This is a genomic window from Pseudomonas sp. PLMAX, from assembly GCF_046042685.1.
GTDB lineage: Bacteria > Pseudomonadota > Gammaproteobacteria > Pseudomonadales > Pseudomonadaceae > Aquipseudomonas > Aquipseudomonas putida_AE.
In genome coordinates, this window is the sequence record NZ_CP064949.1 from 1,957,337 (window position 1) to 1,982,179 (window position 24,843).

The 24,843-nt window shown below is 61.8% G+C and carries 18 protein-coding genes; 10 read left to right on the forward strand and 8 right to left on the reverse strand.

The window, feature by feature from the left end:
- Positions 1 to 52 precede the first annotated feature (52 nt).
- The gene (locus DKB71_RS09060; RefSeq protein WP_007898912.1) at positions 53 to 277 is read right to left on the reverse strand and encodes a hypothetical protein; all 225 of its coding nucleotides are present in this window, start codon (positions 275 to 277) and stop codon (positions 53 to 55) included.
- A gap of 990 nt (positions 278 to 1,267) precedes the next feature.
- Here DKB71_RS09060 and DKB71_RS09065 point away from each other — a divergent pair.
- Complete coding sequence (locus DKB71_RS09065; protein WP_323609143.1) at positions 1,268 to 1,591, forward strand: sel1 repeat family protein; 324 nt, start codon at positions 1,268 to 1,270, stop codon at positions 1,589 to 1,591.
- Positions 1,592 to 1,766: 175 nt separating this feature from the next.
- Positions 1,767 to 3,131 (forward strand): DNA recombination protein RmuC, encoded by a 1,365-nt coding sequence (rmuC, locus tag DKB71_RS09070; protein ID WP_408601066.1) that lies wholly within the window; start codon positions 1,767 to 1,769, stop codon positions 3,129 to 3,131.
- Between the two features lie 54 nt (positions 3,132 to 3,185).
- On the opposite strand, the gene DKB71_RS09075 is transcribed toward rmuC, so the two are convergent.
- Entirely contained in the window at positions 3,186 to 6,656 is a 3,471-nt protein-coding gene (locus DKB71_RS09075; protein WP_408600112.1) for a NahK/ErcS family hybrid sensor histidine kinase/response regulator, read from the reverse strand.
- A gap of 234 nt (positions 6,657 to 6,890) precedes the next feature.
- Positions 6,891 to 7,427 carry a TetR/AcrR family transcriptional regulator gene (locus tag DKB71_RS09080; protein WP_408600113.1) on the reverse strand — a complete coding sequence of 179 codons (537 nt, stop codon included), beginning with the start codon at positions 7,425 to 7,427 and terminating at the stop codon, positions 6,891 to 6,893.
- 127 nt (positions 7,428 to 7,554) lie between these two features.
- Here DKB71_RS09080 and DKB71_RS09085 point away from each other — a divergent pair, with 127 nt between their 5' ends.
- The 3 genes from DKB71_RS09085 (at position 7,555) to DKB71_RS09095 (ending at position 11,963) form a co-directional block, all read left to right on the forward strand.
- Positions 7,555 to 8,745 (forward strand): MFS transporter, encoded by a 1,191-nt coding sequence (locus tag DKB71_RS09085; protein WP_408600114.1) that lies wholly within the window; start codon positions 7,555 to 7,557, stop codon positions 8,743 to 8,745.
- 86 nt (positions 8,746 to 8,831) lie between these two features.
- Positions 8,832 to 9,983: a TDT family transporter gene (locus tag DKB71_RS09090; protein WP_274074934.1), complete on the forward strand. Its 1,152-nt coding sequence runs from the start codon at positions 8,832 to 8,834 to the stop codon at positions 9,981 to 9,983.
- Between the two features lie 105 nt (positions 9,984 to 10,088).
- Positions 10,089 to 11,963, forward strand: a complete 1,875-nt coding sequence (locus tag DKB71_RS09095; protein ID WP_323627807.1) for an MFS transporter — start codon at positions 10,089 to 10,091, stop codon at positions 11,961 to 11,963.
- A gap of 132 nt (positions 11,964 to 12,095) precedes the next feature.
- On the opposite strand, the gene DKB71_RS09100 is transcribed toward DKB71_RS09095, so the two are convergent.
- From DKB71_RS09100 to DKB71_RS09120, 5 genes are all read right to left on the reverse strand, one after another.
- On the reverse strand, positions 12,096 to 13,022 hold the full coding sequence (locus DKB71_RS09100; protein WP_274074936.1) for a GGDEF domain-containing protein: 927 nt from the start codon (positions 13,020 to 13,022) through the stop codon (positions 12,096 to 12,098).
- Positions 13,023 to 13,384: 362 nt separating this feature from the next.
- Positions 13,385 to 14,125 carry a YciK family oxidoreductase gene (locus tag DKB71_RS09105; protein ID WP_323627806.1) on the reverse strand — a complete coding sequence of 247 codons (741 nt, stop codon included), beginning with the start codon at positions 14,123 to 14,125 and terminating at the stop codon, positions 13,385 to 13,387.
- Between the two features lie 138 nt (positions 14,126 to 14,263).
- Positions 14,264 to 14,935 carry an N-acetylmuramic acid 6-phosphate phosphatase MupP gene (mupP, locus tag DKB71_RS09110; RefSeq protein ID WP_408600115.1) on the reverse strand — a complete coding sequence of 224 codons (672 nt, stop codon included), beginning with the start codon at positions 14,933 to 14,935 and terminating at the stop codon, positions 14,264 to 14,266.
- Between the two features lie 4 nt (positions 14,936 to 14,939).
- The gene (gene ubiG, locus DKB71_RS09115; RefSeq protein WP_274074939.1) at positions 14,940 to 15,638 is read right to left on the reverse strand and encodes a bifunctional 2-polyprenyl-6-hydroxyphenol methylase/3-demethylubiquinol 3-O-methyltransferase UbiG; all 699 of its coding nucleotides are present in this window, start codon (positions 15,636 to 15,638) and stop codon (positions 14,940 to 14,942) included.
- Positions 15,639 to 15,696: 58 nt separating this feature from the next.
- Positions 15,697 to 17,031, reverse strand: a complete 1,335-nt coding sequence (locus tag DKB71_RS09120) for a TRZ/ATZ family hydrolase (protein WP_408600116.1) — start codon at positions 17,029 to 17,031, stop codon at positions 15,697 to 15,699.
- A 108-nt stretch (positions 17,032 to 17,139) separates the two neighbouring features.
- Between DKB71_RS09120 and mtnA the strand changes: the two genes are divergently transcribed.
- The 5 genes from mtnA to hisC all read left to right on the forward strand — a co-directional run bounded on the left by mtnA (position 17,140) and on the right by hisC (position 24,836).
- A complete protein-coding gene (mtnA, locus tag DKB71_RS09125) occupies positions 17,140 to 18,216 on the forward strand; it encodes an S-methyl-5-thioribose-1-phosphate isomerase (RefSeq protein ID WP_274074941.1) in 1,077 nt (358 codons plus the stop codon).
- Positions 18,217 to 18,642: 426 nt separating this feature from the next.
- On the forward strand, positions 18,643 to 21,297 hold the full coding sequence (gene gyrA / locus DKB71_RS09130; RefSeq protein ID WP_274074942.1) for a DNA gyrase subunit A: 2,655 nt from the start codon (positions 18,643 to 18,645) through the stop codon (positions 21,295 to 21,297).
- A 233-nt stretch (positions 21,298 to 21,530) separates the two neighbouring features.
- Positions 21,531 to 22,616, forward strand: coding sequence for a 3-phosphoserine/phosphohydroxythreonine transaminase (serC, locus tag DKB71_RS09135; RefSeq protein WP_274074943.1), 1,086 nt, complete (start codon positions 21,531 to 21,533; stop codon positions 22,614 to 22,616).
- On the forward strand, positions 22,616 to 23,710 hold the full coding sequence (gene pheA, locus DKB71_RS09140; protein WP_027620100.1) for a prephenate dehydratase: 1,095 nt from the start codon (positions 22,616 to 22,618) through the stop codon (positions 23,708 to 23,710). The genes serC and pheA overlap by 1 nt, the downstream gene beginning before the upstream one ends.
- Before the next feature lie 13 nt (positions 23,711 to 23,723).
- Positions 23,724 to 24,836, forward strand: a complete 1,113-nt coding sequence (gene hisC, locus DKB71_RS09145) for a histidinol-phosphate transaminase (protein WP_406591351.1) — start codon at positions 23,724 to 23,726, stop codon at positions 24,834 to 24,836.
- The last annotated feature ends 7 nt before the right edge of the window (positions 24,837 to 24,843 follow it).

The window sequence follows — 24,843 nt, forward strand, 5'->3', positions numbered from 1 at the left end:
AAAGCCCCGCTTTTCGGGGCGGGGCTTCTGGTGTTTCAGTCGTGCTGGCGTTTCAGGCCACCAGGGCCTGGCGCGTACGCTCGATCACTGCCTGCAGCGGCTCGGCGCTGGAGTACTGGTCGGGGTACAGGCGTTCGCTATGACGGGCGATGCCGTGTTCGTTGACCAGGGTGAAGCTGAAACAGCCTTTGCGAGCGGCCATGATCAGGCAGTTCATTGGTGCAAAAGCGTTGGTGAGGGTGCGGATGGCATCCTGGGTGTGGATTTGAGTAGACATAGTCATTGGGTGTTCCTACAAGCGACACGGATAAGAGCCGTGCAAAATTAAAACGTTCCAGTGACGACGACCACCGTTGGTCGAACGAAGAACCCGACTGGAACAAAGCAGCCAGTTTGAAGCGCTAAAAATTGGCGCGCTTGGGCTGGCAGGTAGGTACTTAGGAGGGCAGGCAACACATCGAGGGCAAAGGTTCTGGGCCCGGGGTGAAGATCCTGATCAATTTGCAGGCTGGTTCGGTCAGAGTAAGTGAGCCTGGCAACACCCTTTGCATTCGATTCAAAGGCTGTGTTGGCGCAAGATTTACCTGGAAACCATCGAGGTGGTCGATCCCGCTTGTTCGGTGGCAGCTTCCTGTTGGAAGGCTGTTCCGGGGGGATTTGTTCGACCAGAATTGACTTTCAGCTTGGTACTAACGCCGCGGATACTAACGGATCGAACAGGCAAAGGGAAGGGTGTTGGCAAAAAAACTCTGATGCCGGCTCATCTTCATGGTCCGCCGACGGCTTGGCGATACCGGGAAGCTGCCCTGTCATCGCCCGGAAAACGACCGGCGGTCATCCTCATTCGACCCGTCGCAAGCAGCCTGGGACGCGGGTTTACCGGGGGTTATCCCCAACATTCGATGAAAAACGCGCCGAAAATGCACAGCGATATAACCGTCGCGAAGGTAGTTGTGCACATTAGTTGCGCGGACTGTCACGGCGCTGTCATCCAGCCTTCAAGCGCAGTGGGTGCCTGTAACCAAAATTTAAGTCAATGAAAAACATCGCTTTTTTTAACTGGTGAAAAAATCGTCAGTTTGACTGCAGGCCCCGTTCCATAAGCCTTTGCGCGAGTTCAATGGCGGTTGTCCACTGAGTTATCCACAGCTTCTGTGGATTGTCCCGAGCGCTTGCTCTAGGACGGGCGTGCCGGGTTTTTTTTCGGCTTTACCTGTAAGAAAAAGAGAGTAGAGTGGCGCGCCTTCCGATCTGCCCACAGTGCTTTATGAAGTTTCGTACACCACCTACTTCCTCCTCCGACAAATCGTCCACGGTTGCCTCACCCAAGCGCTTTTCGATGCGGGTGGCCGAGTGGCTGCTGGACAGCCCGCGCCTGGGCGAAAGCCCGAACGTCAAACACATCGCCGGCCGTTTGCTCAAGCAACCGGCCCGTGAAGGCGTCGTCGCCGCACAGAGCCGGTTGGGGCAGCTGATGTGCCGTGAGTGCGGCAATGCCCGGGATCGCCGGATTGGCCAGGATCTCTTGCGCCAGGCGGCGCGGGCAGGGGACTTGCGCGCACAACAGGAACTGGGCCTGATCGAAGACTGAGCTGTCCAAGACCTGACGCCTTGGTTAACCTTCAGGCTTTATTTCAATGGCAGGAGTGGCTATGGCTATGGACTTGACCAGCGCATTGCTGGGGCTGGCGGGTGCGGCGCTGCCGTTGCTGGTGTTGGCCTGGCAACTGCAGCGCCGGGCGAGTACCGCCCAGGCCCAGGCGGCGCTGCTGGAAGAGCGCCTGGCCATGGCGAATCTGGCGCAGGATGGCCTGAATGCGCAGCTCGAGGCCTGTCGCGATGAAGCCGCCGATCTCGGCCAGGCCAACGCTGCCAAACAGGCGGATCTCGCCGCCGTGCGGCGTGAGGTCGAGCTGCTGCAGATCGAGCGTGACGATGCCCGCGATGCGGCCCATGCCTGGAACATCGAACGCGCTGGCAAAGACGTCGAATTGCGCCGCCTCGACGCCCAGGCCGCGTCCCTCAAGGCCGAGCTGCGTGAGCAGCAGGAAAGCCATCAGCAGCGCCTCAACGACCTGCAGGGCTCGCGAGACGAGCTGCGTGCGCAGTTCGCCGAGCTGGCGGGGAAAATCTTCGATGAGCGCGAGCAGCGGTTTGCCGAAACCAGTCAGCAGCGCCTGGGGCAATTACTCGATCCGTTGAAGGAGCGCATCCAGTCTTTTGAAAAGCGCGTCGAGGAAAGTTATCAGGCCGAAGCCCGGGAGCGTTTCTCCCTGGCCAAGGAGCTGGAGCGCCTGCAACAACTCAATCTGCGCCTGAGCGACGAAGCCACCAACCTGACCCGGGCCCTGAAAGGGCAGAAAACCCAAGGCAACTGGGGCGAGTTGATCCTCGAGCGCGTGCTTGAACATGCGGGACTCGAGAAAGGGCGCGAGTACCAGACCCAGGTCAATCTCAAGGGCCCTGACGGCGAGCGTTTCCAGCCCGACGTGATCATCTACCTGCCGGGCGACAAACAGGTGGTGGTCGACTCCAAGGTCAGCCTGACGGCCTATCAGCAATACGTAGCGGCCGAAGACGACGCCATCGGCCAGATCGCCATCAAGCAGCACGTGCTGTCCTTGCGTAATCACGTCAAAGGCCTGGCCGGCAAGGACTACAAGCGTCTCGACGGCTTGCACAGCCTGGATTTCGTCTTGCTGTTCGTGCCGATCGAAGCGGCGTTTTCCGCCGCGTTGCAGGCCGAGCCGACGCTGTTCCAGGAAGCCTTCGACCGCAACATCGTGATCGTCAGCCCGACCACGCTGCTGGCGACCCTGCGGGTCATCGACAGCCTGTGGAAGCAGGAGCGGCAAAGCCAGAACGCCCGGGAAATCGCCGAGCGGGCCGGGTGGCTGTACGACAAGTTCGTGCTGTTCATCCAGGACCTGGACGAAGTCGGCAATCGCCTGCAGCAACTGGACAAGGCCTACAGCTCGGCGCGCAACAAGCTGACAGAAGGCCGCGGCAATCTGGTCAGCCGCAGCGAACAGCTCAAGTTGCTGGGTGCGCGGGCGAGCAAGAGCCTGCCGGCGGATTTGCTGGAGCGGGCAATGACCGATGTGGATGGGTTGGTCGAGTTGCCGGAATAAAACATCAAAAGATCGCAGCCTTCGGCAGCTCCTACAGGGCTGAGATCTCTGTTGTTACAACGGCAAATGCCGACTCAACAACGCCCGCAACGCCGCCGGTTTCACCGGTTTGGCCAGGTAGTCGAGCCCCGCCGCGTGTACCTGGGCCATGGTCTCGGGTCGGCCGTCGGCGCTGATCACCACGCCGGGCACCGGCTCGCCCAGGCGGGTGCGCAGCCAGGCCATCAACTCGGTGCCGGTTTCGCCATCGTCCAGGTGGTAATCCACCAGCGCCAGTTGCGGGCGCAACCCATCGCCGAGCAGCGCCATGCACTCCTGGCGGTTACGCGCGGTCCAGACCTGGCACCCCCAGCGGGTGAGCAGGCTGTTCATGCCGATCAGGATGCTGTCTTCATTGTCGACGCACAGCACGTGGGCGCCGCTGGGCAACTTGCCATTGAGTTCGGCCGCCTTGGCCGGCAGCGCGGCTTGCGCGCGGGCCAGGGGCACGCTGACGCTGAACACGCTGCCACGCCCCGGCCACGAGCGCACGCGCAACTTGTGCCCCAACACGCGACAGAGTCCGTCGGCGATCGCCAGCCCCAGCCCAAGACCCTTCTCGGCGCGGGTCTGGTGGCTGTCCAGGCGTTTGAATTCTTCAAAGATCACCTGTTGCTTGTCTTCCGGAATGCCGGGCCCACGGTCCCAGACTTCCAGGCACAACTCACCCTGGCGACGGCGCACGCCCAGCAGTATCGGCCCTTTGGCATAGCGGAAAGCGTTGGTCAGGAAGTTCTGCAGGATGCGCCGCAACAGCTTGATGTCGCTGTCGATGCGCAACGTACTGCTCCTGACGCGAAACTCCAGCCCCTGGTCCCGCGCCAGCGCCTTGAATTCGGCTCCGAGAGTGTCGAACAGCTCATTGAGCGCGAACGGCTTGGCATCCGGATTGATCTTGCCATTTTCCAGGCGGGAAATATCCAGCAGATCGCTGATCAGGTCTTCGGCCGAACGCAGCGAACTGTCCAAGTGCTGGACCAGTTTTTGCGCCTCGCTGGACAAGCCGTCGTCCTGGTGGGAAAGGGCGGCGGAGAACAGGCGCGCGGCGTTCAACGGTTGCATGAGGTCATGGCTCACGGCCGCGAGGAACCGGGTTTTCGACTGGTTCGCGGCCTCGGCGGTGCCCTTGGCCTCGGTCAGTGCCACGTTGAGTTGCGACAGCTCGTGGGTGCGCTCGGTGACGCGCTGTTCCAGGCCCTCGTTGGCTTCGGTCAGCGCCTGCTCGGCTTCGCGGAACGCGGTAATGTCGGTGAAACTCATGACGAAGCCGCCACCGGGCATCGGGTTGCCGATCAGCTCGATCACCCGGCCGTTGGGGAACAGCCGTTCGGAGGTGTGGGCGCGGCCCTGGCGCATCCAGTGCAGGCGGCGGGCGACGTGCACTTCCGCTTCACCGGGGCCACATAAACCGCGCTCGGCGTTGTGGCGGATGATGTCGGCAATCGGCCGGCCGACGCTGATCAGGCCATCCGGGTAGTTGAACAGCTCCAGGTAGCGACGGTTCCAGGCCACCAGTTTCAGCGACTGGTCGACCACGCTGATGCCCTGGGTGATGTTCTCGATCGCCCCTTGCAGCAGCGCGCGGTTGAACTGCAGCACTTCCGAGGCTTCGTCGGCGATGCGCACCACGTCCTCAAGCTGCATTTCCCGGCCTTCAATGGCGGCTTTTACCACCGCGCGAGTCGATGAGGCCCCCAGCACACCGGCGAGCAGGCGTTCGGTGTGGGCGATCCATTCACCGTCGGCGTTCTGGTTCGGATTGAAGCCTTTGCCCTGGCGGTAGGCAAAACGGATGAAGCTCTGCCGGGCGCGTTCTTCGCCGACGAAGCGTGCGGCCAGTTGCAGCAGATCGTTGATCTGTACCGCGAGCATCGAGCGGGCGCTGGGCCGGGCGCTGATTTCCTGGCCGATGAAGCGGCCGGCCTGCCAGTGCTCCGACACGCGGGTGCGAGACAGCACCGAGACCCAGGCGAACAGCGTGAAGTTACCGGCCAGGGACAGCACCACGCCCTGGGTCAGCGGGGTGATCGGCAGGTTCAGCGGGTTGCTGTGCAGCCAAGCCAGGCCCGGGAAGCTGTTCAGGGACAAGCCGAGGCTGTGGGCGGCGATCGGCAGGATCAGCGTGTAGAACCACAGGAATGTACCGGCGGCGAGGCCGGCGAATACGCCGCGGCGGTTGGCCTGTTTCCAGTACAGAGCGCCGAGCATCGCCGGCGCCAGTTGCGTCACGGCAGCGAAGGCGATCTGGCCGATGGTCGCCAGGCTGGCGGTCGATCCCAGCAGGCGATAACTGACGTAGGCCAGGAGCAGGATGACCACGATGCTCACCCGGCGCACCGACAGCATCCACTGGCGGAACACCTCGAACGGGCGCTCGGCATTGTTGCGGCGCAGCAGCCAGGGCAGCAGCATGTCGTTGGAGACCATGGTCGACAACGCCACGCTGGCCACGATCACCATGCCGGTGGCCGCCGATGCGCCGCCGATGAAGGCCAGTAGCGCCAGGGCAGGATGCGCCTGGGCCAAGGGCAGGCTGATCACGAAGGAGTCGGGCAGCACCGAACTGGGCAGCAACATCTGCCCCGCCAGCGCGATCGGCACCACGAACAAAGCCGCCAGGGCCAGGTAGGCCGGGAACACCCATTTGGCCAGGCGCAGATCCTGCGGGTCGATGTTCTCGACCACGGTGACGTGGAACTGCCGCGGCAGGCAGATGATCGCCATCATCGCCACGCCGGTCTGCACCACCATGGATGGCCAGTTGATGGTTTCCTTCCAGTATTCTTCGAGGCGCGGGGCGAGCATGGCCTGGTCGAACAGATCGTCGAAGCCGTCGTACAGGCCGAAGGTCACGTAGGCGCCCACCGCCAGGAACGCGAACAGCTTGACCAGCGACTCGAACGCAATCGCCAGCACCATGCCGCGGTGGTGTTCCGTGGCGTCGAGGTTGCGTGTGCCGAAGACAATGGTGAACAGCGCCAGTACCAGAGACACCACCAGCGCGGTGTCTTGCGCACGAACCCCCATGGCGTCGGCACCGGCACCGATCAACAGGTTTACCCCGAGCACGATGCCCTTGAGCTGCAACGCGATGTAGGGCAGCACGCCGACCAGGCAGATCAGTGCCACTACCACCGCCAGGGATTGCGATTTGCCATAACGCGCGGCAATGAAGTCGGCAATCGAGGTGATGTTCTCCTGCTTGCTGATCATCACCATTTTCTGCAGGACCCACGGCGCGCCGATCAACAACAGGATCGGCCCGAGGTAGATCGGCAGGAAGGACCAGAGCTGCTCGGCCGCCTGACCCACCGCGCCGAAGAAGGTCCAGCTAGTGCAGTAGACCGCCAGCGACAGGCTGTACACCCAGGCTCGCACCCGCGGCGGCAGGGGCGCGCTGCGACGGTCGCCGTAGAAGGCGATGGCGAACATGATGGCCATATAGGCCAGGACGACGACGGCAATCAGCCCGCTGGACAGCGACATGGGAACTCCAGGCAACCAAAGACACCCGAGCCTCCCGCCCGGACAGACAGTCTCGCACGATGGCAGGGGTTAGTCAGTGTCGACCAAGGTCGTGGCCCAAGGTCGCGGCGTTGCGGGGTGTCGCAGGGATAAAGGCCGTTGGATCTCGGGTGTCTGACCGGGCCTCTTCGCGAGCAAGCTCGCTCCAGGGGGCCGCGATCCCTTGTAGGAGCGAGCTTGCTCGCGAAGGCGGCTTTATTGACCCAACGCTATCTCGATCAACCGATGCAGCTCCTCACTCTCCAGCGCCGCCTCGGAAAACAGGATGCGAAACACAATGGGGGCCGCCACCATGTTGATCAGCCGATCGACACCGGGCTTCGGCTGATCCGGATAGCGATCCAGAATCACCTGCAATTGCCCGCCAATGATGGTCGCGCAATAGCTCGGCTTCAGGCTCGCTTGCACATCGCGCAGCATGTTGCGACCAGGCGCGGAACTCATCTCGTCCAGGTATTGATCCGCCCAGGCTCGCACATCGCCCGCCAGGCTGCCGGTTTTGGCCGACTCGGTTTCCGGCTGCATACGGGCCAGGGCGACGTCCGCCAGCAGCGCCGACAAATCGCCCCAGCGCCGATAGATGGTCGAAGGCGTGACGCCCGCGCGCGCGGCAATTTGCGGCACGGTGACGCTGGCGCGATCCTGCTCTTCGAGCAGTTCGCGCACGGCGGTATGGATCGACTCCTGAACCCGGGCGCTGCGGCCGCCGGGGCGTAAAGTGGGTGCTGTCATCGCATGTTTCCTGTTTCGCGGGCCCTGTAGGGCCATGCAGCGGACCTTAACACAAAGAATTTGCTTTAAGCGCCACTCGGTAGCACACTCCGCAAAAGCAAAAAATTAGCTTTTGCGGAGTATGCCCATGTCCAGTTCTCGTTCAAACCGTGCAAGCCTGTGGTTCCTGGCAATCACCTTGCTCGGTTTCCTGGCGGCTTCCACGGCGCCAACGCCCTTGTATCACTTGTATCAGGAGCAGCTGCAGTTTTCCGCCGCCATGCTTACCCTGATTTTCGGCGTGTATGCCCTCAGCCTGCTGGCCGCGCTGCTGACGGTGGGTTCGCTCTCGGATTACCTGGGGCGCAAGCCGGTGATTTTCACGGCTGTCGTGCTCAACAGCGTGGCGATGCTGTTGTTCATTTACGCCGATAGCGTCGCCTGGCTGATCGGTGCACGGGTGCTGCAAGGTTTCGCCACCGGCATGGCGACCGCCGTGCTCAGTGCCACCTTGCTCGACGTCGATCGCCAGCAGGGTCCGCTGATCAACAGTGTTGCGCCGTTGCTCGGCATGGCCATGGGCGGCATGGGTTGCGGCCTGCTGGCGGAGTTTGCGCCCGCGCCCCTGCAGTTGACCTACTGGCTGTTGCTCGCCCTGTTTGCGTTGCAGGCCGTGTATGTCTGGCGTTTGCCAGAGAGCGTATCGCCCCAGGCCGGGGCATGGGCATCGTTGCGCCCGACACTGCATGTCCCCGTGCAAGCGCGCGCGACCCTGTGGCGGGTCTTGCCGCTCAATGTAGCGACTTGGGCGCTCGGCGGTTTTTACGCATCGCTGGCGCCGTCGCTGGTGCGTACAGCCACGGGTTCGACCTCGAACCTGATTGGCGGAGCAACGGTGGCAGCCTTGACCTTGACCGGTGCTGCGATGATTTTCACCCTGCGCAATCAACCCGCCAGCAAGGCGCTGCAACTGGGCACAGTTCTGCTGCCGACAGGTATCGTGCTGATCCTGCTGGGCGTGCACAGCGCGAGTCTGCCCCTGTTTTTCCTTGGCACACTCGTCGCCGGCTGCGGCTTCGGTGCGGGATTTCTAGGTGCCGTGCGCAGCCTGGTGCCGCTGGCCTTGCCCCATGAACGGGCCGGATTGATGTCGGCGTTTTATGTGCTCAGTTACCTGGCGTTCTGCCTGCCGTCGTTCCTGGCCGGGAACCTGACGCATACGTTCGGCCTGGTGGCGACTGCCGATGGTTATGGTGCGGGGCTGATCGTCTTGTCCGTCGGCGCGATGTTGATGGCGTGGCGTCAGCGTACGGGGAATGATTGTTTATCTGCAAAATAGATAACAGTTAGAGATATTACCCGTTATATCGATATTCTATCCGGATCTATGATGGGCTCCACCTCACCCGAGGAGAGGAGTTCGCCATGACATGCCCCAACACCATCAAGCCCGGTATCAAACCGTTCAGTCATTTGCAGCACCCGCGCGAGGTCATTCGCCAGTTCACCCCTAACTGGTTCGCCGCCACCATGGGCACCGGCGTGCTGGCCTTGGCGCTGGCGCAATTGCCCGTTGCCAATCCCGTTCTGCACGTCATTGCCGAAGGGCTTTGGCTGTTCAATATCTTTTTGTTCCTGTTGTTTACCCTGCTGTACGCGGCGCGCTGGGCGCTGTTTTTCGATGAGGCGCGGCGGATTTTCGGCCACTCCACGGTTTCGATGTTTTTCGGCACCATCCCCATGGGCCTGGCGACCATCATCAACGGCTTCCTGGTGTTCGGCTTGCCGCGCTGGGGCGACGGCGTGATTGCCCTGGCCGAGACGTTGTGGTGGCTGGATGTGGCGATGTCGCTGGCGTGCGGCGTACTGATTCCCTACCTGATGTTCACCCGCCAGGAGCACAGCATTGACCAGATGACAGCCGTTTGGCTGTTGCCGGTGGTCGCGGCGGAAGTGGCGGCGGCCAGCGGTGGCCTGTTGGCGCCGCATCTGGTCGATGCCCATTCGCAACTGGTGATGCTGGTGACCAGCTACGTGCTCTGGGCATTTTCCCTGCCGGTGGCGTTCAGCATCCTGACGATTCTGCTGCTGCGCATGGCGCTGCATAAACTGCCCCACGAAAACATGGCCGCTTCGAGCTGGCTGGCGCTCGGGCCGATTGGCACCGGTGCCTTGGGCATGTTGCTGTTGGGCGCCGATGCGCCGGCAATCTTCGCCGCCAACGGTCTGTCGGGCGTCGGTGAAATTGCGGCGGGGCTGGGCCTGGTCGCCGGGATCACGCTGTGGGGCTTTGGCCTGTGGTGGATGCTGATGGCCGTGCTGATCACCCTGCGATATCTGCGCGCCGGTATCCCTTTCAATCTTGGCTGGTGGGGTTTCACCTTTCCGTTGGGCGTCTATTCTCTGGCAACGTTGAAACTGGCCAGCGCGCTGCACCTGACGTTTTTCAGTGTTTTCGGGTGTGTGCTGGTGAGCATGCTGATCGTGATGTGGCTGATCGTCGCCAAGCGTACGGTGCAAGGTGCCTGGCGCGGCGAGCTGTTTGTCTCGCCGTGCATTGCCGGATTGAAGAAATAACCGGCAAAGTTTAGGTAATGTGTGGCCTGGATCGACGTGCGACATTCCAATCACTGTATCCACGCCACTCGTTACCCACTCTTAAGCTTCAGGGACACATGGAAGATGAGTCACCCTTCACAGTTCACCTTGCTGCGCACCCGGCGTTTCCTGCCGTTCTTCGTGACCCAGTCCCTCGGGGCGTTCAACGACAACATCTTCAAGCAGTCGTTGATCCTCGCCATCCTGTACAAGCTGTCGATCGAAGGCGACCGTTCCATCTGGGTCAACCTGTGTGCGCTGCTGTTCATCCTGCCGTTTTTTCTGTTCTCGGCGCTGGCCGGGCAGTTCGGCGAGAAGTTCGCCAAGGACGCGCTGATCCGCCTGATCAAGCTTGGAGAAATCGTCATCATGGCGGTGGGCGCGGTGGGCTTCCTGTTCGACCACCTGTCGTTGATGCTGGTGGCGCTGTTCGCCATGGGCACGCACTCGGCGCTGTTCGGGCCGGTGAAGTATTCGATCCTGCCCCAGGCCCTGCATGAAGACGAACTGGTTGGGGGCAACGGCCTGGTGGAAATGGGCACCTTCCTGGCGATCCTGGCCGGGACCATCGGCGCCGGCATCATGATGTCGTCCAGTCATTACGCGCCGATCGTGTCCACCGCGATCATTGCCATCGCCGTCCTCGGTTACCTGGCCAGCCGCGGTATTCCGCGGGCGGCAGCGGCCACGCCGCAGATGCGCCTGAACTGGAACATCTTCAGCCAGTCCTGGGCCACGCTGAAACTGGGCCTGGGGCAGACCCCGGCGGTGTCGCGTTCGATTGTCGGCAACTCATGGTTCTGGTTTGTCGGGGCGATCTACCTGACGCAGATCCCGGCCTATGCCAAGGAGTGGATGCACGGCGACGAAACCGTGGTGACCTTGATCCTCACGGTGTTCTCGGTCGGTATCGCCGTGGGGTCGATGCTTTGTGAAAAGCTTTCCGGGCGCAAAGTCGAAATCGGCCTGGTGCCGTTCGGCTCATTTGGGCTGACCGTGTTTGGCCTGTTGCTGTGGTGGCATTCCGGCGGGATTCCCGACAGTGCCCTGGGCCATGGCTGGATCGAGATTCTCGGTTTCGGCCACACCTGGCTGGTGTTGCTCGACATCCTCGGCCTCGGGGTTTTCGGCGGTTTCTACATCGTGCCGCTGTATGCCCTGATCCAGTCGCGTACTGCCGAGCACGAACGGGCTCGGGTGATCGCCGCCAACAACATTCTCAACGCGCTGTTCATGGTGGTGTCGGCGATTGTCTCGATCATCCTGCTGAGCATGGTCAAGCTGTCGATCCCGCAGTTGTTCCTGGTGGTGTCGTTGCTCAATATCGGGGTCAACGCCTACATCTTCAGGATCGTGCCCGAGTTCACCATGCGTTTCATGATCTGGCTGCTCAGCCATTCCATGTACCGCGTGGAGCATCGCAACCTGGACCTGATTCCCGATGAGGGGGCGGCGTTGCTGGTGTGCAATCACGTGTCGTTCGTCGATGCCTTGCTGATTGGCGGTGCGGTACGCCGGCCGATCCGCTTCGTGATGTACTACAAGATCTATAACCTGCCGGTGCTGAATTTCATCTTCCGCACTGCGGGGACCATCCCGATCGCGGGCCGTCAGGAAGACATCCAGATCTACGAAAAGGCCTTCACGCGCATTGCGCAATATCTGAAGAACGGCGAGTTGGTGTGCATCTTTCCCGAGGGCAAATTGACCGCCGATGGCGAGATCGACGAGTTCAAGGGCGGGCTTACGCGCATTCTCGAAGAAACCCCGGTGCCGGTCATTCCCCTGGCATTGCAGGGCTTGTGGGGGAGCTTCTTCAGTCGCGATCCGGGCAAGGGGCTGTTTCGCCGATTGTGGTCGCGGGTGACATTGGTGGCAGGGCCGGAGGTGGCCGTTGAGGCGGCGCAGCCGGCGAGGCTGCAGGCCATGGTGGGTGAGTTGCGTGGCGCGGTGCGGTAGGTCCGAAGAGGTAGGAGGTCGTCGCGATGGCGACCTCATAGGCGACCCATCGCTCACGGCTATACCCGATCTACTGTGGGAGCTGGCCTGCCGGCGATGGCGCCCGCAAGACCAACACAAGGTCGCCTCGAGTCACCCCGCCATCGTCAAGCGATTCCGCCCCTCGCGCTTGGCGACGTACAGCGCACTGTCGGCCCTGCGTAACAGGCTCTCGGCGGATTCTCCCGGCAGCAGGGTCGAGCAGCCGAGGCTGACCGTCAGCTCGACCGTGCAGCCATCGGCCGGATAATCCTCGGTCTGCGCTGCGCATCGCAGGCGTTCGCCGACCAGGGCCGCCGCTTCCCGGCTGGTGTTGGACAGCAAAATCAGGAACTCTTCGCCGCCGTAGCGAAACACCATGTCGACGTTGCGCAACTGATTCTTGATCGAGGCGGCCACGGCCTTGAGCACGTCATCACCAGCGCCATGCCCATGGGTGTCGTTGATCTGCTTGAAGTGATCGATGTCCAGCATCAACAAGGACAAGGGTTGCATATGCCGTCGTGCCAGCTCGATTTCCCGCTGCAGCGTCTGGTCCATGGCGATGCGATTGCCGGTGTCCGTCAGCGGGTCACGCAACGCACTTTGGGTGGCGGCGCGGTACAGCAAGGCGTTGCGCATCGGGAACAGCAGGGCGGCCAGCAGGGATTCCAGATGGCCCTGTTCCTGCTCGCTGAAACGCTGGTTGCGGCGAAAGACCAGTTCGCCCAGGTGCTCGCCTTCGTGGCTCAGGCTGTAGCTGATCGAGTGGTGGCCCCGCAGGCCGAATTCCAGGCGCAAGTCACTGCTCTTGTGCTGATAGCTCAAGGCATCAAGGGGTACCAGTCGTTGGATTTCGCGGTAGAACAGCCCGAGTATGCGTTGCGGCTCAAGGCTGGTTTGCAGCTGCAGGTTCAATTGCTGGCGCAACTGCGCAAGGCTGACGGGCCTCTCCAGAATCGGCGGCTGCTGACCAAAACCCAGGCGTTGCAATTTGGCGCTGTCGAAGTCAATTGCGTTGGTCTGGGAAGGTGGCTTCATATGGCGTGCGCCCTTGAGCAGTAAGGCTGCTGTCTTACAAGCTGGGGGCGAGCAGTCTCAGGCTGCGCGTTATACTGGTCGTCAGTCCCGTAGGACATTTCGTACAAGCTTAATCTGCTTTATCGCAGATTAGTAATCTGCGATTTGGCATCGCCCCCTCTGCTTTTCCGCAGCTAGTCGGGACAAATTCAGAGCGAAAGTCGTGCCATTTACCGGTTTTTATAAAAAATCGTTATCAATCAACAGCTTGAATGTTAGTTAAGTTGGCGAAGGACAATGTGCGACGGTTGTTTGACTGAAGTAGCGCTGTCGCTGGAGTGCCGCGTCGGGAAGCCGACGCGGCACAAATGCGACGTACGGTATTACTGGGCGTTGAAAGCCTGGCCGTTGATACCGGTGCTGTCCGGGCCCATCAGGTAGAGGTAGACCGGCATGATCTCCTCGGGGGTCGGGTTGTTCAGCGGATTTTCACCCGGATACGCCTGGGCGCGCATGCTGGTGCGGGTGGCCCCCGGGTTGATGCTGTTGGAGCGCACCGGAGCGACGGTGTCGACTTCGTCGGCCAGGGTTTGCATCAGGCCTTCAGTGGCGAATTTCGAGACGCCGTAAGCACCCCAATACGCGCGACCCTTGCGGCCGACGCTGCTGGAAGTGAACACCACCGAGGCATCCTGGGACAGCTTGAGCAGGGGCAGCAGGGTGCTGGTCAACATGAACATGGCGTTGACGTTGATCTGCATGACGCGCATGAAGTTTTCACCGGACAGCTGTTCGATCGGGGTGCGCGGACCGATGATCGACGCGTTGTGCAGCAAACCGTCGAGGTGGCCGAATTCGCCCTCGATCATCGCGGCCAGCTCATCGTATTGATGGGGCAGGGCGGTTTCCAGGTTGAACGGGATGACGGCTGGTTGCGGATGGCCGGCGGCTTCGATCTCGTCGTAGACCTGGGTCAGGTTGGCTTCGGTCTTGCCCAGCAACAGCACGGTGGCACCATGGGCGGCATAGGTTTTGGCGGCGGCGGCACCAATGCCACGACCGGCGCCGGTGACCAGGATGACCCGGTCCTTGAGCAGATCGGGGCGGGCGGAATAATCAAACATAAAAACCTCAACCAATCAGAATACGAGCGTCCGTTACGCGGTCCCTTGTAGGAGCTGGCTTGCCAGCGAAGGCGGCCAAAAGATCGATGCAAATTTCAGGGGCCTCTTCGCTGGCAAGCCAGCTCCTACAAAAAAACTTCAGCAGCCACAGAGGGCGCTATCGAGCACCTTGCGCAACTCCAGCGGATGATCGACCACCACATCCGCACCCCAATGCCGCGGATTGTCGTCCGGGTGGATATAACCGAACGTCACGGCGGCCGTCTTCGTGCCGGCATCGCGCCCCGATTCGATATCGCGCAGGTCATCGCCCACGAACAGCACGCTGGCCGGGTCGAGGTCGAGCATCTTGCAGGCGAGGATCAGCGGCTCCGGGTCAGGCTTGCTGTTTTTCACGTGATCCGGGCAGATCAGCAGCGCCGAGCGCTCGGCCAGCCCCAGCTGCTGCATGATCGGCTCGGCGAAACGCAGCGGCTTGTTGGTGACCACGCCCCAGATCAGGTTGGCCTTCTCGATGTCGGCCAGCAGTTCGCCCATGCCGTCGAACAGCTTGCTGTGCACCGCGCAACCCACCAGGTAGCGCTCGAGGAACTCCAGGCGCAATTCCTCGAAGCCCGGCGACTCCGGGTCCATGGCGAAGGTCACAGCGACCATTGCCTTGGCGCCGCCGGAGATTTCGTCGCGGATGTGCTTGTCGTTGATCGGTGGCAAACCCCGGTCGGCACGCATCGCCTGGCAAATCGCAATGAAGTCCGGCGCGGTGTCGAGCAGGGTGCCGTCCATGTCGAAAAGAACTGCTCTGATACGCATCGGCTTACTCCTCGCGCAGGGTCTGGATCATGTAGTTGACGTCCACGTCGGACGCCAGTTTGTAATGCTTGGTCAACGGGTTGTAGGTCAGGCCGATGATGTCCTTGACGGTCAGGCCGGCCATGCGGCTCCAGGCACCGAGCTCGGAAGGGCGGATGAATTTCTTGAAGTCGTGGGTGCCGCGTGGCAACAGCTTCATGATGTATTCGGCGCCGACGATGGCGAACAGGTACGCCTTCGGGTTGCGGTTGATGGTGGAGAAGAACACCTGGCCGCCCGGCTTGACCATACGGAAACAGGCGCGGATCACCGAGGACGGGTCCGGCACGTGCTCGAGCATTTCCAGGCAGGTGACCACGTCGAACTGCTCCGGCATCTCCTCGGCCAGGGCTTCGGCGGTGATCTGCCGATATTCGACGTTCACGCCCGATTCCAGCTGATGCAGTTGAGCGACCGCCAGTGGCGCTTCGCCCATGTCGATGCCGGTCACGGTCGCGCCGCGCTGGGCCATGGCTTCACTGAGGATGCCGCCGCCGCAACCGACGTCGAGGACTTTCTTGCCGGCCAGGCTGACGCGTTCGTCAATCCAGTTGACCCGCAGCGGGTTGATGTCGTGCAGCGGTTTGAATTCGCTCTCGCGGTCCCACCAGCGATGGGCCAGGGCTTCGAATTTGGCGATTTCGGCGTAGTCGACGTTGCTCATGGTTTAAGTCCTCTAAAACTTGAAAAATCCTGTAGCCCCGGGGTTGAGTCCGGGGGACTTACGATTCTTTGCGGCCGCTGATGCGCTGGCCCCAGGCCTTGGCGGTGGCGACGAGTTGCTGTTCGTCCATCCGTGTCAGGCGGCGGTCGTCGAGCAGTTGCTTGCCCGCGACCCAAAGGTGTTTCACGCAATCGCGGCCGGATGCATATATAAGCTGCGAAACCGGGTCGTAGACTGGCTGCTGGGCCAGGCTCGAGAGGTCGAAGGCGACGATGTCGGCGGCCTTGCCGACTTCCAGCGAGCCGACCTCGGCTTCGATCCCCAGTGCGCGGGCACCGTTGAGGGTGGCCATGCGCAGGGCGCTGTGGGCGCTGAGAGCCGTGGCCGAGCCTGCGACGGCCTTGGCCAGCAGGGCGGCGGTGCGGGTTTCGCCCAGCAGGTCCAGGTCATTGTTGCTGGCGGCGCCGTCGGTGCCGATGGCGACGTTGACCCCGGCCTGCCACAAGCGCTCCACCGGGCAGAAACCGCTGGCCAGCTTCAGGTTCGACTCGGGGCAGTGAATGACATGGGTGTTGCTTTCTACCAGCAACGCCAGGTCTTCCTCGCTGATCTGGGTCATGTGAACCGCCTGGAAGCGCGGCCCCAGCAAGCCCAGGCGCGCCAGGCGGGCCAGCGGGCGTTCACCGCGCTGTTCGAGCGTTTGCTGCACTTCGAAGGCGGTTTCATGCACATGCATGTGGATCGACGCGTCCAGCTCTTCGGCGATCACCCGGATTTTTTCCAGGTTTTCATCGCCCACGGTGTAGGGTGCATGGGGGCCGAAGGTGATTTTGATGCGTTCGTGATGCTTGAGGTCGCCAAACAGCTCGACGCCCTGGCGGATCGCCTCGTCCGCGGTGCTGGCGCCCGGGATCGGGAAGTCGAGGATCGGAATGGCGATTTGTCCGCGGATGCCGCTGTTATGTACGCGCTCGCTGGCAACCTTCGGGAAGAAATACATGTCAGAGAAACAGGTGATGCCACCCTTGAGTTGCTCGGCGATGGCCAGGTCCGTGCCGTCGCGGACGAAATCCTCGTCGACCCACTTGGCTTCGGCCGGCCAGATATGGTTTTCCAGCCAGGTCATCAGCGGCAGATCGTCGGCCAGGCCACGGAACAGGGTCATTGCCGCATGCCCGTGGGCGTTGATCAGGCCGGGGCTGAGCAGGATGTCCGGCAATTCGCGCACTTCGGTTGCGTTAAGCTGCAGGGCAGCGCTGCGTGGGCCGATGAAGGCGATGCGCCCGTCGCGGATGCCCAGGGCATGATCCTTGAGCACGACGCCAGCGGGTTCGACGGGTACCAGCCAGGTCGGCAGCAACAACAGATCGAGCGCAGGGGCAGTGTTCGGCATCGAGGATCGGTTCCAGTGCTTTTGTAAAGGATGGCGAAGTATACCCGAGCGTCTTCGCCGGGGGATCGCTATAATCGGCGGCTTTTGTTTCTGACTGCGGGGTGTTTGATGCGCGATCGACTGTTGGCTGCTGAGAAGGTGAAGGCCATCGATTGGCGTGATGGCACCCTGTACCTGCTGGATCAGCGAGTTTTGCCGTTCGAGGAAACCTGGATCGCCTGCACCAGCGCGGCGGCAGTGGCCGAAGCCATTCGCTCGATGGTAGTGCGCGGCGCGCCGGCCATTGGCATCAGTTCCGCCTATGGCGTTGTGCTGGCAGCGCGCGCCCGGTTTGCCGAGGGCGGCCACTGGCAGGCGGCGCTGGAGGAAGATTTTGCGCTGCTCGCCGATTCCCGTCCGACCGCGGTCAACCTGTTCTGGGCCCTTGGGCGCATGCGCGAGCGTCTGGATCGCCTGAAAAAACACGCAGATCCGCTGTCCGTGCTGGAAGCCGAGGCCCTGGCCATTCATGAAAGCGACCGCGAAGCCAACCTGACCATGGCGCAACTGGGCGTCGACCTGATCCGCAAGCACCAGGGCAACGCCCAGGCGATCATGACCCATTGCAACACCGGCGCACTGGCCACCGGTGGGTTCGGCACGGCGCTGGGGGTCATTCGCGGTGCCTTTATCGAGGGCATGGTCGAGCGCGTGTATGCCAGCGAAACCCGTCCATGGTTGCAAGGCTCCCGACTGACGGCCTGGGAGCTGGCCAACGAAGGCATTCCGGTGACCCTGCATGCCGACTCCGCCGCGGCGCATATCATGAAGATAAAGGGCGTCACCTGGGTCGTCGTCGGCGCGGATCGCATCACCGCGAATGGCGACGTGGCCAACAAGATCGGCACCTATCAGATGGCGGTCAATGCCATGCACCACGGGGTGCGTTTCATGGTGGTGGCGCCGAGTTCGACCATCGACATGAACCTGGCCAGTGGCGACGACATCGTGCTCGAAGAGCGCGATGGGCGCGAGCTGCTGGAGGTAGGTGGCCAGCGGCTCGGCGCCGATGTCGATGCGTTCAACCCGGTGTTCGACGTAACCCCGGCGGACCTGATCGATGCGATCGTCACCGAAAAAGGCATCGTCGAGCGGCCGGATACGGCGAAAATGACCCAGTTGATGTGCCGCAAGCGCCTCCATTGATTGCCGTGGCGTTTGAAAGGACGCCATCGCCAGCAGGCTGGCTCCCACAGGGTTTGTGATCGACACAGATCCCAGTAGGAGCGGGCTTGCCCACGAAGAGGCCCTGAAAGACAGTGAATCAGCCTGAATCAACCCCCCAATTCAGCATTCAACTCGGCTCTAAGCCTCTCTGATCCCCTTCAAGCCTGTCATCGGTCAACTAACTATGCTCCATGCGCATCAGGGGGATAGGTGCGTGGCGGCTCTTGTGATAACATCCGGCGGTTTCCAAGGTTGTCCTGCGGGGCGACCTTTACTGCGCAGATCCATGGCATAACTCGTTGATTTGTCGTAAGTCGGTGCACGGCACTCAGCCTGCAGCGGCGAGCTTCGTTCGTCCCATATGGATGTGACGAAGTTTCACCAGAAAAAGGAATCAGGCTTCTCATGGGCGAACTGGCCAAAGAAATCCTCCCGGTCAATATCGAAGACGAGCTGAAGCAGTCCTATCTCGACTACGCGATGAGCGTAATTGTCGGGCGGGCACTGCCGGATGCGCGCGATGGCTTGAAGCCCGTGCACCGGCGCGTGCTGTTCGCGATGAGCGAGCTGGGCAACGACTTCAACAAGCCGTACAAGAAATCTGCCCGTGTTGTCGGTGACGTGATCGGTAAGTATCACCCGCACGGTGATACCGCGGTGTACGACACCATCGTTCGGATGGCGCAGCCATTCTCCCTGCGCTACCTGCTGGTAGACGGCCAGGGCAACTTCGGTTCGGTGGACGGCGACAACGCCGCGGCCATGCGATACACCGAAGTGCGCATGACCAAGCTGGCGCACGAGCTGCTGGCCGACCTGCATAAGGAAACCGTGGACTGGGTGCCGAACTACGACGGCACCGAAATGATCCCGGCGGTCATGCCGACCCGTATTCCCAACCTGCTGGTCAACGGCTCCAGCGGTATCGCCGTGGGCATGGCGACCAACATTCCGCCGCACAACCTCGGTGAAGTCATCGACGGTTGCCTGGCGCTCATCGACAACCCCGAGCTGACCGTCGACGAGCTGATGCAATACATCCCCGGTCCGGACTTCCCGACCGCCGCGATCATCAACGGTCGCGCCGGCATCATCGAAGCCTACCGCACCGGTCGCGGCCGCATCTACATGCGCGCCCGCTCGATGATCGAAGACATCGACAAGGTCGGTGGCCGCCAGCAGATCGTCATCACCGAACTGCCTTACCAGCTGAACAAGGCTCGCCTGATCGAGAAGATCGCCGAGCTGGTAAAAGAGAAGAAGCTCGAAGGCATCACCGAACTGCGCGACGAGTCCGACAAGGACGGCATGCGCGTCGTGATCGAGCTGCGTCGTGGCGAAGTGCCTGAGGTGATCCTCAACAACCTCTACGCCCAGACCCAGCTGCAAGCGGTATTCGGTATCAACATCGTTGCGCTGATCGACGGCCGTCCACGCATCCTGAACCTCAAGGACCTGCTGGAAGCCTTCGTTCGTCACCGTCGCGAAGTCGTTACCCGCCGTACCGTGTTCGAACTGCGCAAGGCGCGCGAACGTGGTCACATCCTGGAAGGTCAAGCGGTTGCCCTGTCGAACATCGACCCGGTCATCGCCCTGATCAAGGCCTCGCCAACCCCGTCGGAAGCCAAGGAAGCGCTGGTCAGCACCCCTTGGGAGTCCTCCGCCGTTGTGGCGATGGTGGAACGTGCCGGCGCCGATTCGTGCCGTCCGGAAAACCTCGATCCGCAATACGGCCTGCGCGACGGCAAGTACTTCCTGTCGCCAGAGCAGGCGCAAGCCATCCTGGAACTGCGTCTGCACCGCCTGACCGGCCTGGAACACGAAAAACTGCTGGCCGAGTATCAAGAGATCCTCAACCAGATCGGCGAGCTGATCCGCATCCTCAACAGCGCCACGCGCCTGATGGAAGTGATCCGCGAAGAGCTGGAAGTGATCCGCGCCGAATACGGCGACGTGCGTCGCACCGAGATCCTCGATGCCCGTCTCGACCTGACCCTGGGCGACATGATCCCGGAAGAAGATCGCGTCGTGACCATTTCCCACGGTGGCTACGCCAAGACCCAGCCGCTGGCTGCGTACCAGGCCCAGCGTCGTGGCGGTAAAGGTAAGTCGGCGACCGGCGTCAAGGATGAGGACTACATCGCTCACCTGTTGGTGGCCAACAGCCACACCACGCTGCTGCTGTTCTCCAGCAAGGGCAAGGTGTACTGGCTGAAAACCTACGAAATCCCGGAAGCTTCCCGCGCCGCCCGTGGTCGTCCGCTGGTCAACCTGCTGCCGCTGGATGACGGTGAATACATCACCACCATGCTGCCGGTCGAGGAATACACCGAAGGTCACTTCATCTTCATGGCCACCGCCAACGGCACCGTGAAGAAGACCCCGCTGGAATCCTTCAGCCGTCAACGCAGCGTCGGCCTGATCGCGCTGGAGCTGGACGAAGGCGACGTGCTGATCTCCGCGGCCATCACCGACGGCGAACGCGAAGTCATGCTGTTCTCCGACGGCGGCAAGGTCACTCGCTTCAAGGAATCCGACGTTCGCGCCATGGGCCGTACCGCCCGCGGTGTACGCGGCATGCGTCTGCCAGAAGGGCAGAAGCTGATTTCCATGCTGATCCCGGAAGAAGGCAGCCAGATCCTCACCGCTTCGGCGCGTGGTTACGGCAAGCGCACTGCGATCACCGAGTTCCCTGAGTACAAGCGTGGCGGCCAGGGCGTGATCGCCATGGTCAGCAACGATCGTAACGGCCGTCTGGTCGGTGCGGTCCAGGTGCTCGATGGCGAGGAGATCATGCTGATTTCCGACCAGGGTACCCTGGTGCGTACCCGTGTCGACGAAGTGTCCAGCCTGGGTCGTAACACCCAGGGCGTGACCCTGATCAAGCTGGCCAGCGATGAAACGCTGGTCGGTCTGGAGCGGGTCCAGGAGCCATCGGAAGTCGAGGGTGAAGAGCTGGAAGGTGAAGAAGGTGCCGGGTTCGAGGGCAATGTCGTGATCGACGACATCGTCGAGGACCAGCAACTCGACGCCGCCGCTGACGAAGAACCACAGGAATAAGCGGGTAAGCAGGGGGCGGATGAAAATTCGCCCCCTTGTTGTTTGTCCTGTACGAAAAAAATCGACACCCACGACGATCAAATGTGGGAGCGGGCTTGCTCGCGAAGACGGACTGACATCCAATAAAGATGTCGCCAGTCCAATCGCTTTCGCGAGCAAGCCCGCTCCCACATTAGATTGGTGTCGGCTGATGATTTATTGCGTGATACCACCAAATCAGAGCGAGATTGGATGTGAGCAAGAGAGCCTATAACTTCTGTGCCGGTCCTGCGGCGCTTCCCGAAGCTGTCCTGCAGCGCGCCCAGGGTGAACTCCTCGACTGGCACGGCAAGGGTCTGTCGGTCATGGAAATGAGCCATCGCAGCGATGAGTTCGTGTCCATCGCCACCAAGGCCGAGCAGGATCTGCGTGATCTGCTGAATATCCCCTCGAACTATAAAGTGCTGTTCCTGCAAGGTGGCGCCAGCCAGCAATTTGCCCAGATTCCCCTGAACCTGCTGCCGGAAAATGGCTCCGCGGACTATATCGACACCGGTATCTGGTCGCAGAAAGCCATCGAAGAAGCGTCGCGCTTCGGCCACGTCAATGTTGCCGCCACCGCCAAGCCGTACGACTACTTCGCCATTCCTGGCCAGAACGAATGGAAGCTGTCGAAAGACGCGGCCTACGTGCACTACGCACCGAACGAAACCATCGGCGGCCTGGAATTCCAGTGGATTCCCGAGACCGGTGATGTTCCGCTGGTGGCCGACATGTCCTCGGACATCCTCTCGCGTCCGGTGGATGTCTCGCGTTTCGGCATGATCTACGCCGGCGCCCAGAAGAACATCGGCCCGAGCGGCATCGTGGTCAACATCGTGCGTGAAGACCTGCTGGGTCGCGCCCGTTCCCAGTGCCCGACCATGCTCGACTACAAGGTCGCGGCCGACAACGGTTCGATGTACAACACCCCGCCGACCCTGGCCTGGTATCTCTCCGGCCTGGTGTTCGAGTGGCTCAAGGAGCAGGGCGGCGTCGAAGCCATCGGCAAGCTCAATGACGTCAAGCAGCGCACGCTGTACGACTTCATCGACGCCAGCGGCCTCTACAGCAACCCGATCAACAAGTCGGACCGCTCGTGGATGAACGTGCCGTTCCGCCTGGCCGACGATCGTCTGGACAAGCCGTTCCTGGCCGGTGCCGACGAGCGTGGCCTGCTGAACCTCAAGGGCCACCGTTCCGTGGGCGGCATGCGCGCCTCCATCTATAACGCCGTCGACATCAACGCGGTCAACGCGCTGGTGGCGTACATGGCAGAGTTCGAGAAGGAACACGGCTAATGTCTGAGCAAGAACTCAAGGCACTGCGCGTTCGCATTGATGCTCTGGACACTAAAGTCCTGGAGCTGATCAGTGAGCGTGCGCGTTGCGCCCAGGAAGTCGCGCGAGTAAAGATGGCCTCGCTGGCCGAAGGCGAAGTGCCGGTGTTCTATCGTCCCGAGCGCGAAGCTCAAGTGCTCAAGCGTGTCATGGAGCGCAACCAGGGGCCGCTGGGCAACGAAGAGATGGCGCGGCTGTTCCGCGAAATCATGTCCTCGTGCCTGGCCCTCGAGCAGCCGCTGAAAGTGGCGTACCTCGGTCCTGAAGGCACCTTCACCCAGGCTGCGGCCATGAAGCACTTCGGCCACGCCGTGATCAGCAAGCCGATGGCGGCCATCGACGAAGTGTTCCGCGAAGTGGCGGCCGGTGCGGTGAACTTTGGCGTGGTCCCGGTGGAAAACTCCACCGAAGGCGCGGTCAACCACACCCTCGACAGCTTCCTTGAGCACGACATGGTGATCTGTGGTGAGGTCGAGCTGCGGATCCACCATCACCTGTTGGTCGGTGAAAACACCAAGACCGACAGCATCAGCCGCATCTACTCCCACGCCCAGTCCCTGGCCCAGTGCCGCAAGTGGCTGGACGCCCATTACCCGAATGTCGAGCGCGTGGCGGTGTCCAGCAACGCCGAAGCGGCCAAGCGGGTCAAGGGTGAGTGGAACTCGGCGGCGATCGCCGGCGACATGGCGGCCGGCCTCTACGGGCTGACCCGCCTGGCCGAGAAAATCGAGGACCGTCCGGACAACTCCACGCGCTTCCTCATGATCGGTAACCAGGAAGTGCCGCCGACCGGCGACGACAAGACGTCGATCATCGTATCGATGAGCAACAAGCCGGGCGCGCTGCACGAATTGCTGGTGCCGTTCCACGACAACGGCATCGACCTGACGCGAATCGAGACCCGTCCATCGCGCAGCGGCAAATGGACCTACGTGTTCTTCATCGATTTCGTCGGCCACCACCGCGATCCGCTGGTAAAAGGTGTGCTGGAAAAGATCAGCCAGGAAGCAGTAGCACTCAAAGTGCTGGGTTCCTACCCGAAAGCAGTTCTCTAAGGGGCGGTAGCAAATGAGTGGCAATTTCCTCGCTCTGGCACAGCCGGGCGTGCAACAACTTTCGCCATACGTTCCGGGCAAACCCGTGGACGAACTGGCGCGTGAGCTGGATCTCGATCCGGCCAGCATCGTCAAGCTGGCCAGCAACGAAAACCCGCTGGGCGCGAGCCCCAAGGCCCTGGCGGCCATCCGTGAAGAGTTGGCTGAGCTGACTCGTTATCCGGATGGCAACGGTTTTGCGCTCAAGACCCTGCTGGCCGAGCAGTGCCGTGTCGAACTTAACCAGGTGACGCTGGGCAATGGCTCCAACGACATCCTTGAGTTGGTCGCTCGCGCCTACCTGGCGCCAGGCCTCAACGCGGTGTTCAGCGAGCATGCGTTTGCGGTCTACCCGATCGTGACCCAGGCCGTCGGCGCCCAGGCCAAAGTGATTCCGGCCAAGGACTGGGGGCATGACCTGCCGGCGATGCTGGCGGCCATCGATGCCAATACCCGCGTGGTCTTCATCGCCAACCCGAACAATCCGACCGGGACCTGGTTCGATACCGAGGCGCTGGACGAATTCCTCCAGGACGTGCCTGAGCACGTGCTGGTGGTGCTGGACGAGGCCTACATCGAATACGCCGAAGGCAGCGACCTGCCGGACGGCCTGGACTTCCTCGCGGCTTACCCGAACCTGCTGGTGTCGCGCACATTCTCCAAGGCCTACGGCCTGGCGGCGTTGCGCGTCGGCTATGGCTTGTCCACCGCCGTGGTCGCCGATGTGCTGAACCGCGTGCGCCAGCCGTTCAACGTCAACAGCCTGGCCTTGGCCGCTGCCTGCGCTGCGCTGCAGGACGCCGAATACCTGGCTGAAAGCCGTCGTTTGAATGAGTCCGGCATGCAGCAACTGGAAGCGGGTTTCCGTGATCTGGGGCTGGGCTGGATTCCATCCAAAGGCAACTTCATCTGCGTTGACCTCGGTCAGGTGGCGGCCCCGGTGTTCCAGGGGCTGCTGCGCGAAGGCGTGATCGTGCGTCCGGTGGCCAACTACGGCATGCCGAACCACTTGCGCATCACCATTGGCCTGCCGGCGGAAAACAGCCGCTTCCTCGAGGCGCTGGCCAAGGTTCTGGCCCGTGGTTGATGTCACT